The organism is Azonexus hydrophilus (genome assembly GCF_038368255.1).
GTDB classification, from domain to species: Bacteria; Pseudomonadota; Gammaproteobacteria; order Burkholderiales; family Rhodocyclaceae; genus Azonexus; species Azonexus hydrophilus.
Window position 1 is genome coordinate 48847 of sequence record NZ_CP151407.1, and the last position, 13361, is coordinate 62207.

16 protein-coding genes are annotated in these 13361 nt (G+C 54.7%); 8 read left to right on the forward strand and 8 right to left on the reverse strand.

Annotated features, from left to right (window positions below; genetic code table 11):
• Nucleotides 1–50: 50 nt before the first annotated feature.
• The 6 genes from AADV58_RS16885 to pelG are packed head-to-tail and all read left to right on the forward strand — an operon-like array spanning nucleotide 51 to nucleotide 6399.
• Nucleotides 51–545, forward strand: coding sequence for an antitoxin MazE-like protein (locus AADV58_RS16885; protein WP_341744763.1), 495 nt, complete (start codon nucleotides 51–53; stop codon nucleotides 543–545).
• A gap of 13 nt (nucleotides 546–558) precedes the next feature.
• Nucleotides 559–1086, forward strand: a complete 528-nt coding sequence (locus AADV58_RS16890; RefSeq protein WP_341744764.1) for a hypothetical protein — start codon at nucleotides 559–561, stop codon at nucleotides 1084–1086.
• Nucleotides 1086–2477, forward strand: a complete 1392-nt coding sequence (locus AADV58_RS16895) for a PelD GGDEF domain-containing protein (RefSeq protein WP_341744765.1) — start codon at nucleotides 1086–1088, stop codon at nucleotides 2475–2477. The genes AADV58_RS16890 and AADV58_RS16895 overlap by 1 nt, the downstream gene beginning before the upstream one ends.
• On the forward strand, nucleotides 2467–3513 hold the full coding sequence (locus AADV58_RS16900; RefSeq protein WP_341744766.1) for a hypothetical protein: 1047 nt from the start codon (nucleotides 2467–2469) through the stop codon (nucleotides 3511–3513). The genes AADV58_RS16895 and AADV58_RS16900 overlap by 11 nt, the downstream gene beginning before the upstream one ends.
• Nucleotides 3494–5023: a GT4 family glycosyltransferase PelF gene (gene pelF, locus AADV58_RS16905; protein WP_341744767.1), complete on the forward strand. Its 1530-nt coding sequence runs from the start codon at nucleotides 3494–3496 to the stop codon at nucleotides 5021–5023. The genes AADV58_RS16900 and pelF overlap by 20 nt, the downstream gene beginning before the upstream one ends.
• Nucleotides 5024–5025: 2 nt before the next feature.
• The gene (pelG, locus tag AADV58_RS16910; RefSeq protein WP_341744768.1) at nucleotides 5026–6399 is read left to right on the forward strand and encodes an exopolysaccharide Pel transporter PelG; all 1374 of its coding nucleotides are present in this window, start codon (nucleotides 5026–5028) and stop codon (nucleotides 6397–6399) included.
• On the opposite strand, the gene AADV58_RS16915 is transcribed toward pelG, so the two are convergent.
• A complete protein-coding gene (locus AADV58_RS16915; protein ID WP_341744769.1) occupies nucleotides 6400–6612 on the reverse strand; it encodes a hypothetical protein in 213 nt (70 codons plus the stop codon).
• A gap of 227 nt (nucleotides 6613–6839) precedes the next feature.
• Between AADV58_RS16915 and AADV58_RS16920 the strand changes: the two genes are divergently transcribed.
• Together AADV58_RS16920 and AADV58_RS16925 are read left to right on the forward strand one after the other, a co-directional pair.
• On the forward strand, nucleotides 6840–7496 hold the full coding sequence (locus AADV58_RS16920) for a hypothetical protein (RefSeq protein ID WP_341744770.1): 657 nt from the start codon (nucleotides 6840–6842) through the stop codon (nucleotides 7494–7496).
• 69 nt (nucleotides 7497–7565) lie between these two features.
• Nucleotides 7566–7880: an H-NS histone family protein gene (locus AADV58_RS16925; RefSeq protein WP_341744771.1), complete on the forward strand. Its 315-nt coding sequence runs from the start codon at nucleotides 7566–7568 to the stop codon at nucleotides 7878–7880.
• A gap of 72 nt (nucleotides 7881–7952) precedes the next feature.
• Here the strand turns inward: AADV58_RS16925 and AADV58_RS16930 are convergent, their stop codons facing one another.
• From AADV58_RS16930 to AADV58_RS16960, 7 genes are all read right to left on the reverse strand, one after another.
• Entirely contained in the window at nucleotides 7953–8168 is a 216-nt protein-coding gene (locus AADV58_RS16930) for a hypothetical protein (RefSeq protein WP_341744772.1), read from the reverse strand.
• Nucleotides 8169–8274: 106 nt separating this feature from the next.
• Nucleotides 8275–8454 carry a hypothetical protein gene (locus AADV58_RS16935; protein ID WP_341744773.1) on the reverse strand — a complete coding sequence of 60 codons (180 nt, stop codon included), beginning with the start codon at nucleotides 8452–8454 and terminating at the stop codon, nucleotides 8275–8277.
• Nucleotides 8454–8930: a hypothetical protein gene (locus AADV58_RS16940; RefSeq protein WP_341744774.1), complete on the reverse strand. Its 477-nt coding sequence runs from the start codon at nucleotides 8928–8930 to the stop codon at nucleotides 8454–8456. The genes AADV58_RS16935 and AADV58_RS16940 overlap by 1 nt, the downstream gene beginning before the upstream one ends.
• Before the next feature lie 356 nt (nucleotides 8931–9286).
• The gene (locus AADV58_RS16945; RefSeq protein ID WP_341744775.1) at nucleotides 9287–10453 is read right to left on the reverse strand and encodes a hypothetical protein; all 1167 of its coding nucleotides are present in this window, start codon (nucleotides 10451–10453) and stop codon (nucleotides 9287–9289) included.
• A gap of 192 nt (nucleotides 10454–10645) precedes the next feature.
• On the reverse strand, nucleotides 10646–11026 hold the full coding sequence (locus tag AADV58_RS16950; protein WP_152091045.1) for a TetR/AcrR family transcriptional regulator: 381 nt from the start codon (nucleotides 11024–11026) through the stop codon (nucleotides 10646–10648).
• Nucleotides 11026–13083 (reverse strand): site-specific integrase, encoded by a 2058-nt coding sequence (locus AADV58_RS16955; protein ID WP_152091044.1) that lies wholly within the window; start codon nucleotides 13081–13083, stop codon nucleotides 11026–11028. The genes AADV58_RS16950 and AADV58_RS16955 overlap by 1 nt, the downstream gene beginning before the upstream one ends.
• Nucleotides 13080–13358 carry a helix-turn-helix domain-containing protein gene (locus AADV58_RS16960; protein ID WP_232058924.1) on the reverse strand — a complete coding sequence of 93 codons (279 nt, stop codon included), beginning with the start codon at nucleotides 13356–13358 and terminating at the stop codon, nucleotides 13080–13082. The genes AADV58_RS16955 and AADV58_RS16960 overlap by 4 nt, the downstream gene beginning before the upstream one ends.
• Nucleotides 13359–13361 lie beyond the last annotated feature (3 nt).

Consider the following 13361-nt stretch of genomic DNA (forward strand, 5'->3'; position numbering starts at 1 on the left):
AAAATTTGCGCTGTGTAGAACTTGTTGCATGTAACCATGCAGGAGCACTAATGAAAGCCGCATCTGAGAATTCACCTTCAGCCGTTCAGCGTTATCGGGAAGAATTACGTGAGAGCGGGTTCAGGCCCGTTCAAATATGGGTTCCCGACCTCAGAAAACGTACTGTTGCCGATGATTGCGCCAAGCAAAGCGCCAGCATTGCCCCCGCCCCCGCCGAGGAAGGCCACGGCCTGAACCGTGGCGCTGTCCTCAATGTCACCATCGACGCGGCTGAAGCTCAGGTAGTGGTGCTGCAAGCCCCCTGCTTTGATCGGCATGGCACCATCCTCGTAGCCCGACTGACCACCAATACAACGGAAGCGCCTCTACTGCGCATTCCTGTTCGTCTGAAACGCCCTTTCAGGCTCAAATCCCCGATGAAGATCATGATCGACGACCTAATCACGCTCCCGGTCGATGACGTTCTTCACCACATTGGGGATATCGACAAACAAACGTCGATGGCACTTACCCGCGCGCTCTCCCTTTTTGTTGGCATCGCCTAAACCGGAGTCATTCATGTCCATTCGTCGCATCCTCTCGACCCTCGCCATCCTGGCCACCCTAACCGGCTGTTCAACCATCAATCGTGGCCCCGCTCCCAATCTTGAGCGCGGCGCTTCATGGGCCGTCCTGCCCTTTGCAAACCACACCGAAACGCCGATGGCTGGCAGTCGCGCAGAAGCCATCGCCGGCGCAATCCTCCAACGGAAACTGCTCACGATCGTCCCCCTCCCGGCCAGCGAAACCAGCGAATCCCTGTTCGACCCCAACGAACGCGCCCGCCTCGATGCCGCCATGAAATCGGCGACGGAAGCCGGGGTGAAATACGCCCTTGCAGGCTCGGTTGAAGAATGGCGCTACAAAGTAGGCGTCGATGGTGAACCCGTTGTTGGCGTCTCGCTGCGCATCATCGACGTAAGCACCAACAAGATTCTGTGGGCGGGCAGTGGCGGCAAATCCGGCTGGCCTCGTGAGGCACTATCAGCCGTCGCACAGCAACTCCTGAGCGACCTCATGAAGACCGGGCTGGCAAACGCCAACTAATGACTCAGCTTCACCTTCCGGGGAGCCCCGGCAGCGATCACAGCAAGACCGAGCGCCAAAGTCAGCATGACGAGGCGGCCGGCTGGTCGCTGTCAGACTCCCTCACATCCCCAATCCGGCATCGATGGGCCGTGGCAGGCGAAATCGCACTGCTCCCCGTGATCGGCCTGCTTATTGGCTATCTGATCAATCCAGAAGATTTCCTCTTCATGGAATCCCAGTATCCGTGGATATGGCTTGCTCCGTCGATCCTCGCGCTTCGCTACGGCCCAATGCCCGGCCTTGCCGGATGCGTCACCATTCTTGTCGCCTGGGCGGCGACCCACGGTGTTGAATCCTTCCCCAAAATCTACTTCATGGGGGGGCTAATCCAGATCATGCTGATCGGCGAATTCTCCAGCTTGTGGATCAACAAGAACCGGCGCACGGACGCAATGCACGAATATCTTTCGGAACGCTTCCAGGCGCTCACGCACCAGCATTACCTGCTACGCCTCTCTCATGACCGCCTTGAACAAGACCTGATCGCCAAGCCGATGGCCATGCGCGACGCCATCGCGGCCATGCAACACGACATCTCCGTTTCCGGCAACTCACAAGAAAGCGCCAACACCCTCCTTCGCGTCCTGGCACAGTATTGCCAGATCGAGGAAGCTACCCTGCTTGCTGTGGATGACGACGAGATGACCGACCGGGTAATCGCCAAACTCGGCACTCCGGAGCCGGTGAATACCCGCGACCCCCTAATCCGTCTGTCGCTCGACAACCGCAACCTGATGCATGCCGGTGAAACCCTGCACGACACCGCCTTGAAATCGCAATATCTGGTGGCAGCCCCCCTCGTTAACGTTACCGGCACCTGCTTTGGGATGCTAGTCGTCAAAAGGATGCCTTTTGTCTCGATGCGAGACGACATCCTCTTAGCGATTACGCTGCTGCTTGCCTATTACGCTGACACCCTTTCGTCTGCAGCGGTTTGCGCTGACGTTATCGCCAAAACGCCGTCGTGCCCTTTGCCCTTCGCTTTCCAGACCAAACGAATGGAGCACCTCGCCAACGTCTCGCATGTGCGCAGTGTGCTTGTTCTGCTCCTGACCGACTCCGGTAACCAAACAGCCTGCGACATCCTTATTGCACTCAAAAAGCAGAAGCGGACAGTCGATGAAAACTGGCTACACGAAACCGAACAAAAGACTGGCCTACTCACCCTGATGCCGCTCTCCGGCCGCGCCGCCGCCGAAGGTTACCTCAACCGAATCAACCTCTGGACCACAGAGAAGTACGACACCCCTATCGCAGCCAGCGGTATTTCCTGTCACTTCTTCGAGATCGACAACCGCCCCAACTCAAACGCCTTGCAAGAGGCCATGGATCTGTTCCGTGCTGATTAGTCAGAAGCTTGGCGTGCTGGCTCTCTCCTTGGAAACCGGGGCTATTGCCAGCGGTGCCGCCTTGTTCGCCAATGACTCGGCTTCCCTACTGAGTTATTGCCTTCTGCACGCCGGCGCCAGCGTTTGCGTGTCTCTGTTCGCCATTGGCTTTTTGCCCCGGAAAATCGCAAAGCCTCGCATCGCGGTCATGGCCGGAATGGCGCTTTTCAGCTTCTCCGTCCCGGTACTGGGTTTTCTCTCCGTATTTGCCGGCATCCACATCATCAACCTGTCTCGCAACAAGGACAGCCATCAGCACAACTTCAACGAAGTCTCGATCCCCGACTTTGATCAGCACCAGCAGATGCGCGGCACCTTCCGGCAATCCGGGATCAAGTCCTATCTGATGAATTCGAAAGCCCCCGCGTCCACGCGCATCAGTTCCCTGGTAACCCTCCAATACGCTCCCGGCAAGGTTTCCAGTCCGCTCCTTCGGCAAGTGCTTGGCGATGCCTCCGAAGACCTCCGCTTGCTGGCCTACGGCCTGCTCGACAACGCTGAAAAGCGCGTCAGCAAATCCATCGATGAAGAACTCAAGATCATCGAAGAAGAAAAGGCCGCAGCCGGCGCTGAAGACCCTTCGACCGACCGGGCGTTGGCCGCCTACAGTCGCGTTGTCGATCTGTTCTGGGAGCTTGTCTATCAGGATCTCGCCCAAGGCGACCTGAAAAAACACGCCCTCCACGAAGCCGAACGCTATTGCCAACTGCTTTTGCGCAACGACCCAGACAGCGGCGGCATTGTCATGCGCCTGGCCAGGGTTCAGCACGCCCTCCAAAAGACCGTCGAAGCCGAGCAACTTTATCTGCGAGCAATCGAACTAAAAGTGCCCCTGACCCGCGTCTATCCCTACCTCGCCGAGTTGTATTTCGACCAAGGCAATCTCGACAAGACGCAAACGATCATGAACGAGATCAAGGCATGGGACGCACTTCCCAAACTCAACCCCCTCATTTCTTTCTGGACGAAACAACCGCATGTCCCACCCAAAATCTGACACTTGCGATATCACCCTTCTCTTGGAAGGCACGTTTCCGTACGTCAGCGGTGGCGTGTCCAGTTGGGTGAATCAAATCATTCGCGCCTACCCGGAATATCGGTTCGGCCTCATTTTCCTTGGCAGCCGCCGCGAGGACTACAGCAAGTTCCGCTATGAATTACCAGAAAATGTGGTGCACTTTGAGGAACACTTCCTCTACGACGGTCTGAACGATAACAACCGGCCCAAAGGCCACGAAGGAGACCCGGAGGCTTTCAAGATCGTGAATGACCTCCACCTCTCCTTCAAAGCGGACAATGCCGACGTTGCGCTGCAGTCTTTCCGCAAAATTGCCAGTCAGATGCTTCCCAAGGGGAAGCTGACCGCGGACGACTTCTTGCGCAGCCGGATGGCCTGGGATCTCATTTGCCAGCGTTACAACGAATCCTGCAACGACCCTTCGTTCGTCGATTATTTCTGGACGGTCAGGATGATGCACGCCCCGCTCTGGAAACTGGCCAGCATTGTCAGCACCGCGCCGAAGTCTCGCGTGTTCCATACCATTTCCACGGGGTATGCTGGGTTTCTTGGGGCGCTCCTGAAAAATACGCTGGGTACGCCACTCATCCTCTCCGAGCACGGCATCTATACCAAGGAACGGAAGATCGACCTGTTCAAGAGCGAGTGGATCAAAGACTCCCGGAATCTATTCCAACGCGACTCCAGCGAACTCTCCTATTTCCGGCAAATGTGGATTCGGTTTTTCGAGTGGCTTGGTCGTTTTTGTTACGACGCATCCGACCAGATCATTGCCTTGTATGAGCAAAACCGCTTGCGCCAAGTCGCGGACGGTGCGTCCGATGAACGCTCTTTCAACATCCCCAACGGGATCAACCTGCCGCGTTTTGCGCCCCTGCGCGACCAGCGCCCAGAAGACGATCCGCCGCTGGTGCTTTGCCTGATTGGCCGTGTCGTTCCGATCAAGGACATCAAGACCTTTATCCGGGCCATGCGCTATGTGGCCAACCGACTGCCAACAGCCGAAGGCTGGATTGCCGGCCCGGAAGATGAAGACCCCGCATACGCCGAAGAATGCAAAGCGCTGGTGATCAGCCTCGGCCTGCAAGAGAACATCAAGTTCCTCGGCTTCCAACGCGTCGATGCCCTAATGCCCAAGATCGGCCTCACCATCCTGTCCTCGATCAGTGAAGCCCTTCCCTTGGTGATTCTGGAGGGCTATGCAGCCGGCGTTCCCACCGTATCGACAGAGGTTGGTTCTTGCCGCCAGCTCGTTGAAGGCCTGACGGATGAAGACAAGGCAATCGGGCCTTCCGGTGCTATCGTGGACATTGCCGACCCCGAAGCCCTGGCCAACGCGTCCCTCGATCTGCTCACGAACAAAGCCAGATGGAAAGCTGCCAGTAACGCGGCGATTGCCCGCGTCGAGCGCTTCTACGACGACCGTATCATGTTCGGCAGCTACAAGAAGGTCTACGAAACTGCCTTGGCGCAATCTTCGGAAAGCTGACGATGGCTGGCATTGGGTTCGAACTTCGCAAACTGCTTCGCAAAAATACCTTTCTCGGTGTTCTCGAAGCCTATGCCTATGCGGGTGTTATCGGGTCAGGCCCATGGGTATTTTCCATCGTTGGCATTCTTGCAGTCGGCATCCTTAGCCACGGTCTGATCGGCGACGCGGCCGACCTTGTGAAGTTCCAAACCTCCGTCACTTATCTGGTGGCATCAAGCCTGATCTTTACTGGCCTGGTGCAACTCGCCTTCACCCGATTCGTCTCTGATCGTCTATTTGAAAACAACGATGCCATCATCGTCCCAAATCTGCACGGCCTGCTTCTGATCGTCATTGCAGTAACAACGGCTGTTGGCACCCCTTTGATGTTCTTCGTTTTCCCGGAAGAAACCGTGCTCTATCGCTTGCTAATGCTGGCCGGCTTTGTCCTGCTATCGGCTATTTGGGTAGTCACCATCTTCTTGTCAGGCATGAAGCGCTACAAGGCCGTCGCCGTGCTTTTCCTGATCTCCTACATCTTCGTTGTGCTCACCAGCGTCGCGCTTGCAAGCTTCGGCTTGAGTGGCCTCCTGTTTGGCTTTGTCTTCGGCCATTTCCTGCTGCTGGCCGGCATGTGGTCCCTTACGATTAAGGATTTCGACAAGCTCGATGTCCTGATGCAGTTCGACTTCACAAACATCAAGCTGATCTTCCCAAGCCTCATAGCAATCGGATTTTTCTATAACCTCGCCGTCTGGATCGACAAAATTATTTTCTGGTATTACCCCGCCACCTCGACGCAAGTCATTGGTCACCTCCGCGCCTCCCCCATCTACGACATCCCGGTATTCCTTTCCTATCTTTCGATCATTCCTGGCATGGCCGTGTTTCTCGTTCGGATCGAGACAGACTTTGTGGATTACTACAACCGCTTCTACAACGCCGTTCGGGACGGGGGGTCTCTGAGCTACATCGAAGGAATGCGAGACGAGATGGTGTTTGCCATCCAGCAAGGCCTCAGTGAGATTTTCAAGATACAAGGCCTGACCGTTCTACTCACGTTCGTTGCAGGCCCTTCGCTGCTCACGATGCTGGGCATCTCACATCTATATCTGCCGTTGCTCTACATTCAGGTGGTTGGCGCCAGCCTTCAGGTCGGCCTGATGGCCGTGTTGAACGTGTTTTTCTACCTAGACCAGCGACGCGTTGTTTTGATTCTTTGCGCAGAATTTTTGGTGCTGAATGCATTGCTCACAGCCGTTTCGCTGTATGCAGGCGCTGCATTCTATGGATACGGCTTTACAGTGTCCGTGCTCATTACGCTGGCCAGTGGCCTATGGATTCTCTCTCGGATTCTCGATGATCTGGAATACGAGACATTCATGCTCCAATAATTAAGAGTTTCTGCGCGGCCATCGGTTCAAGTGCCCGTACTGAGGCAGTTTACCAATGACAAACAACCCACGGAACATCCCCACTGCTAACAAGCCAATGAACGCAATAAGCGGGTTGCGCTCCCAAAAAAATGCAGCAACGGCAATGGCGACAACCGTAAAGATCAGGTCATAGAGCAGCTTCTGATGGACAGAGGATTTGTTGCGCAGCATGATTCAACTAGAGAGTATTGACACCCCTTAGTGTCGATCGCGCAACTCTCCTTGTCCTGTTGTTAAAACAGCAGAAACACCTTCAGAAATCGCTGCCTACGCTCCCCGTTTTGCCAACGAGCGTTCCTTTTTCCTTTTCTTTTGGCCATCCTCTCATTTTTGACATTCGCTTTTATTTCTACCGTGCGTAGGATCTGAAAATCCATTAAACCGAGCACACACCCCTGATGCTGCGACCAGTAGATTTAGACGCCGCCCCCTTCGGCACAACGACTGAAACGCAACCGTCGAATAACGCAGACGGCCAGCCGGTGCCCCCCAAAGCGCCACCCTACGCGCAACAACTTGCTCAACTAGAAGTCGAGGTGGGCGCCGCCACAAACCCAAATTTACTTCCCCTTTCCAGCACCCCCAGCAAGAAAGGAATATTGCGGCCCAAATTGATTGCCAATACCACCCTCTCCCTGGCGATCGGGCCTCTCGTCGCATTTGGAACATCCCCCGGCCGCAAGGGATTAGGGTGGCGGTGCACCATTGCGCTCATTTTTACCCTGCGCAACACTCTTCCAGGCCAGAAGCTTTCTGGGAGGGCATATACTGCTTCGATACATTTTTTCGGGTCGAATGTGGAGTCCGAACGCCGTGACTGGATCGCAGCGATGCGCCGTAAGGGTTATCCAGTCATCCAGATGGCAACCGATCTTGCCGTCGCTTCGTTAGACAACGCAACCAGTAAACGCCTGAATGACTTTGGTTTGCTAAAGCCGGCTTCCGCTCAGATTCACCGGCAATCAATCAGCGAAACAAATGATGTTGTTCGGCTACAACCAATCTCGGCGATTGCCTCAAATTCACCCGTAATGAGACAAACAGTTGGCGAATAATCGTCAATATGAATTACCATGGCGTTAGCCGCCACTTAGCCGGCGGCTAACAAATTAATGGATACCAAAATGGATATTTCCAAACTCTCTATCGCCGACCTAAAGGAACTTCAATCCACTATTCCCAGCGAACTTTCTCGCCGCCAGAAGCAAGCGAAAGCTGAAACACTCAAGGAGCTACGACTACTCGCGGAATCCCGCGGTTTCAACCTTAATGAGCTTGTTTCAGAATCTATCGCTGCCACAAAGAATCGCCCGCCTGTTGCAGTGAAATATCGCCATCCGCAAGACAACGCACTCAACTGGACAGGTCGAGGCCGGCAGCCAACCTGGGTCGTGGCCTTCCTCAAAGACGGCGGGAAAATGGAAGAACTCGCCGTCTAGCCGCAATTGAAAACCCCCTGTCAGCTTTTTGCCGAACAGGGGGTTGAGTTGCATCAAGGATGCTGATTTTGGTCAGTTGGTCATTGCAACCAAGCTTTCCAGCGGGCAGGCCGCAGTTTGCAACACCTCGCCACTTCCCTGGTCGGCCAAGTCGAGGATAACGCCCTCTGGGGTGATGTTTACCAAGAGGTCCAACACTCCATCCTCGCTTTCGTTGGCGTCATGAAACATGACGCGCACGCCGCTTGAGATTTGCCAGGTCACCCCATCATCCAGGCTGACCATCAAGCCCCGTTTGTTCTGCTTTTTCCAAGTTACTTCTCCAGAAATAAGCCCGTTAGAACCACCTCCCCGGACAGGAAGGTGAATCCCATCCGGGCGGTTGTCAGTTTAATCAGCAGTCGCGACCAAAAGCGTAGCGATGCCGGGTTGGAATCCAGTCCAAGCCCCCATTGAACACACGGCGGTTGAACTTAATCTGCTCGACAGCACACGCCACGATCGCGGCCTTGACCTTGAAGAGATTGATCTTCACAACCACCATTGCTTCGTCAGTATCGAGGCGGCGCTTCATTACTGCACTCCTTCGACGGCATCCCAGCACCATGACCCGGCACCAATCGGGTAAGCCTTTACGGTCTCCCCACTTGCTGTCGTGATCATTGTTGCCGGATAGACTTCATCGCTCTCCGGGTCGCTGTCATCCACCCGGAAAACAAAACGATCACCCTCGGCGTCATAAACCAGATCAGACGCCTTCAGCGCGGCCAATCGCAGGCCATTTTCCAGAGTGAAATAGGGCATCCCCCAACCGTTCCAACGCTGTCCGTTGCTAAAGCAATCGAACATCAGATCGTCCGGAAGAAATTCTGCGCCAACTTTCCCTGCGCAGTAGCCATCGAATACAGCAGCAACAAACGCCGTTTCGAATGCCTCGCGCTTCATGCGATGCAAGAATCCACCGCCCTGAGACGAGAACTTCACAACACCCCATTCTTCGGCGATGACTTCCACCAACTTCCCTGATTGTTTATGCTTAAACAGTTTCATTCGCTTCTCCTTGAGTTGCCCCTAGAAGTGCGCCCCCTGCGGAGATGCACCCGCAGGACGGTTAAGTTGACTGGCTTAGACGTAATGGTCCGGTTATTGCCAGCTACCGTTTCACGCCACAAATGACGTAGAAAATCCTCAACGGAACGCAATGGCGCTCAGGTCAGGATTCTGAAAACGGGGTTTATTTTTGATGCAGCAACGCTGCTTGCGGGCAATTCATGGCTGGCTTCGGCAAACGCCTGGTAACGCCAGCTACCAAGGACAAATATACCACTTCCCTTGCAAAAAGAAACCGCCGCTCCTTTTTATGGGAGCGACGGCTTCGGTTCTGAGAAATACCGTCTTGCGAGCATTCAGAAAAGATCAACCTGAGCACTCGCCGTCGTTGCTTTCTTGCTCCAAGCCGCCCGTCCTTCCGGCGACAAATCAGCAAAGCGCACCGACTTGGCAAGTAGATATTCCACCTTGTAGTCATACGTCAATCCCATCCGGTCTTTCATGGCGGTTCGACGCATGGCCAGGTCAAAGAAACCACGCTGGCTATGTGACACCGTTAGGGTGCCCAAGCCAAGGTAGTGCTTCACCCCGGCAGTTACCCCGCCCGGAGGCACGCCTTGCTTGTAGAGGTCGAGTAAGTACGGCACCTCGTAATCCTCAAACATGCACGCGGCTTCCGGATCGATGTTAAACGACATCTGTGTTTCGATTTCCCACAGCCCGTCGTCGCCCACCGTTGGAGCACAACCCGAATCTTCCAGAAGGCCTTCGCGATAAACATCTCGCAGACCGTCCCAAACACTGCTTTCCCACTGATCCCCCACATGGAGGAATCTTGCTTCGGGGATCGGCGTTTCCTGGACTTCTTGGATATCGGGTATGTCGAAACGACTCCCCTCTTCGATCATCTTCCTGTCAGCCCAGATCGAGAACGGCTTTGCCAGCCCATTCAACGACCAGAATGCATCGACTGCAATCAGCATTTCCAACGGAAGAATCTCAAAGCGTGGCGCTTCCCCTTCCCGACTCGCACGGAGTCGTTCATCGTGATCAAGCTGCATCAGCATCCTGGCCTGACGACGAATTTCAGCAGGGTGGAAGGTGTCTGGCTGGACGCACAGATAGCCAGCCTTAACCGTCCGTCCGACCCAGTGCCGCCGTGACCAGTCGTTTCTGATGGAACGAAGGTACTCATTGAAACGCACCAAGCCGATGGCGTAGTGGTATCGGGTATCACCCTCAACCATTGTACGCAGCGACTTGTCGTAGGCCTGTTGGCAAACCCAGCATCCCGTTCGGGCGCCGCATTTACCGACCTTCTTCTTCGACATCCCATCAAGAATTGCATCAGACACCACCGCACAAGACGTGCCACCCGCATCGGAATAAATCCGCATCAACTCCTGCCAGTCAGAGTACGTTTCACGTTCGCCGGATACGACTTCGCCAATAAACTCCCACACATCGTCGGTCGTCCATCGGCAGATCGGCGAAAGCGTCCAGTCCCCTTCCTTGTTTTGCACCGGGAGAGAGGCATTCTCCCCTCTCAGGTTCATCGCTGCAGCACGCTTCTCGCTTTCCGGGTCTCCAACGCCCTCTAGGGGAGGGGCAAAAAGTGTTACTCCCGCGCCGTTACTGGCTTTGCAGTGAGTAACACTTTGGATGGTCAAAATCAGGCTTTTGTGATGTTTTGGATGGGGTGATTTGCTGGTTTGTTACTGCCCGCGCCCAAGTCGTTCGGCCAATTTGTTACGGTCATCGAGCAACTGGTCGTACATCGAATACACCTGCTGTACATGTGACAGCATGGACTTGAACGCTTCCTCCGCCTGTCCGCTGTTTTCGGTTTTCACCTTCTCTTGCAGAGCCTTGTTCTTGGCCAGCAGGGTAGAGATCAAGGCTTCGTCGCTCTCAGTTTTCTGACGCGCCTTCTGACCGGATTTCAGTTCCTTGATCTTCTCTTTGAGGTCAGGGTAGCGGTTGTAGATGAGGGAGTGCGATACGCCACATTTCTCTGCGACAGCGCTGATACTGATGCTTTCCCCTGCATCCAGCATCTGTTTGATGGCTTGCTCGATTTGTTCGCGGGTGTCCATTAGCTTGCCCTCTGGTTGTCTTGAGTCGGCGGCAATAGCCTGCCAATGATCTTGTTGGCGGCAAACAGGTTGTCTTCGAGAACCTGCCTGAAGGCTGCGAACTGACCTTGGGCGGTATCGGGCATTGCCGCGATCCGATCCAGCTTTGTCTCGCAGTTGGCCTTGATGGTCTTCCAGTACGGAAGGTGCTTTGGTGTGGCGAAGTAGGTGTCGCAGTACAAACAATGCGAGGGATCAGCCGCATTCTTGATCTTGCAGGACGGCCCCTTGGTGCAATACCCGTGGGGAAGCCCTCGAATCGACTCGCTGTGCCGAGTTGCAAAGGCAACGACATCCTTTGCGCTATGGAAGTGGGCTTGATGCTCTGCGCCATAGACAACTTCATCCTGGCCACCATTCAGCCCCTTGAGTAGCTTGACCAGGCGCTCACCGCCGCCACCGGCCACCTGGCCCTCAACCGAAGATTGAACAATGTCGTCGATGGACTTTTGATTTACGAACGTCTCGAAGAACTCAATGCACTCCTTCAGTTCGCTCAGCGATTTGTAGCCGCGTTCCCCATAGACAAGGGTCATGGCCCTATTGAGGTGCTTGAACTGGTACTTGATGTCATCGATATCGCCAAGGCGATTGGCGATGATGAACCATGCAAAGGTATGACGGAACTGATGTGGCGATAGATTGAAGCAAATGCCCTCTTCGTAGGGAACGCCCCGGCTGCCACTGTTTGCCGACACCGATTGGTAGTTGCACTCCATGCGCTCCAACTGGGCAATGTCAGCGCGGGTGACAGGGATTCGGTATTTCCGGAGAGAGAGCATCACGTTGTAGTCGCTCCCGGTGCCTGTCCAAATGAATGCCGTTGTTGAGGCAGTCATACGGATGCCGAACAATCGGCGATCCGACAGGCCAAGCTCTAATTCATGGTGCTGTTCCGGTGTGAGACGGTCGCTCAGATGCTCAAGAAAGAACCGGGCACGCTCGTAGAACAATTCGTTGATCCGACTCAGAAGCGAAATGGCTTCATAGGTCAATTCGTTTGCTACCCAGTCCAGCTCGATAGTGTTGTCATCCGTTTTGGACAGAATGCTCTTGACGAAGAATAGTTGCTCGCCGTTCTCCTTCCGCTTTCCAGCGCTGCCGGTCTCAAGCGCAAAAGCCTCGTTGTCTCGCATGCCGGTAAAGGCGAGCACCAGCATATAGACATGTCGAGGAAGATCCTTGAAGTAGCGCTGGATCAATTTACTGAGCCGGGCGTGCGCTACCCTTTGCCGCGACGGGATGACCGTGCGGACTTCTTTTACTGGACTGCCTGGGATGGCTGTATTTGTCAGTCGCATCAGGGCTTCAAGCTCTTGAAGCTGGGCACCGGCTTCCTTGATATAGGCGTCTGCCTCTGCGATCAGGGATTTCATTACGCCTGTGGGGATGATTGGATGGCGCAGGCGTGCTTCTGCCTCGTGCTTGTCGATAGCACCAAGGGTCAGATCGTCCAACAGGTCACGATAATCGCTTCTGATGACCAGCCCATAGTCTGCAACATGCTTCAGGGCGTCACGGAATGTCTTGTAACCGGAGGAACATTCTTGGGCACTCAAACCGCCGTGATCCTCACCGGCAAGCATAAAACCCAGCATCAACGTCCGAAGCCGCAGTAGCTCCATCGTCTCGAAGTCACGGAACGATCTAACCCCGCGCTTGATGAGATATCCGGCAAACCGGTTGAGCGTTCTGACTCGCTGGGAGACAGAGTTCCACTTGTAAGTTGTGCCACCTTCTTGCAAACCGAGGTGCAGTAAGGCGAGCATGATGGACTTGATTTCGAAGTCGAACATCGTGCTGCCGGAGTTGATCACAACAGCCTTGTTGATGTTTTGCGGCCTGAATTCAGTATCGCCAAACCGAACAGTAGCTTGAAGGGAGCGGCGGTCTCGATAAGCCCAGACAACCATTGACGATAACTTGGCGACTGCTTGCCCATCTAGCGCGAGCAGCTTCACCCGCCCATCAACGCGAGCAATCCGGTCTAGGAGTTCGGACAGGTCTGATACGTTCATTCAGCGCCTGATTTTCCGCCACGGCGGAAAGACAGCTTCATGGAAGGGTGCTGGTTGGTCAGCAACAAGAAGAGTTCCCACGTTGCCAAAGGGATCGCCCTGGCATTCACGTTTTCAGTGTCAGTAGTCTCGTATCCAGACCAAGTTCGATATGGCTTCGTCTTGGCCGTAGAAACCAATTCAGCAGCCTGCGCCTGGGTCAGCCCAGCGTGTTCCCGAGCAATCCGAACTTCGGTCGGCGTAGGCTGGGTAATACGTTCGGAAATGACTTTCATCAA

Coding starts and splice junctions, on each gene's coding strand:
- AADV58_RS16885 (WP_341744763.1), top strand. CDS start 51: ATGAAAGCCGCATCTGAGAATTCACCTTCAGCCGTTCAGCGTTATCGG.
- AADV58_RS16890 (WP_341744764.1), top strand. CDS start 559: ATGTCCATTCGTCGCATCCTCTCGACCCTCGCCATCCTGGCCACCCTA.
- AADV58_RS16895 (WP_341744765.1), top strand. CDS start 1,086: ATGACTCAGCTTCACCTTCCGGGGAGCCCCGGCAGCGATCACAGCAAG.
- pelF (WP_341744767.1), top strand. CDS start 3,494: ATGTCCCACCCAAAATCTGACACTTGCGATATCACCCTTCTCTTGGAA.
- pelG (WP_341744768.1), top strand. CDS start 5,026: ATGGCTGGCATTGGGTTCGAACTTCGCAAACTGCTTCGCAAAAATACC.
- AADV58_RS16915 (WP_341744769.1), bottom strand. CDS start 6,612: ATGCTGCGCAACAAATCCTCTGTCCATCAGAAGCTGCTCTATGACCTG.
- AADV58_RS16920 (WP_341744770.1), top strand. CDS start 6,840: ATGCTGCGACCAGTAGATTTAGACGCCGCCCCCTTCGGCACAACGACT.
- AADV58_RS16925 (WP_341744771.1), top strand. CDS start 7,566: ATGGATATTTCCAAACTCTCTATCGCCGACCTAAAGGAACTTCAATCC.
- AADV58_RS16935 (WP_341744773.1), bottom strand. CDS start 8,454: ATGAAGCGCCGCCTCGATACTGACGAAGCAATGGTGGTTGTGAAGATC.
- AADV58_RS16940 (WP_341744774.1), bottom strand. CDS start 8,930: ATGAAACTGTTTAAGCATAAACAATCAGGGAAGTTGGTGGAAGTCATC.
- AADV58_RS16950 (WP_152091045.1), bottom strand. CDS start 11,026: ATGGACACCCGCGAACAAATCGAGCAAGCCATCAAACAGATGCTGGAT.
- AADV58_RS16955 (WP_152091044.1), bottom strand. CDS start 13,083: ATGAACGTATCAGACCTGTCCGAACTCCTAGACCGGATTGCTCGCGTT.
- AADV58_RS16960 (WP_232058924.1), bottom strand. CDS start 13,358: ATGAAAGTCATTTCCGAACGTATTACCCAGCCTACGCCGACCGAAGTT.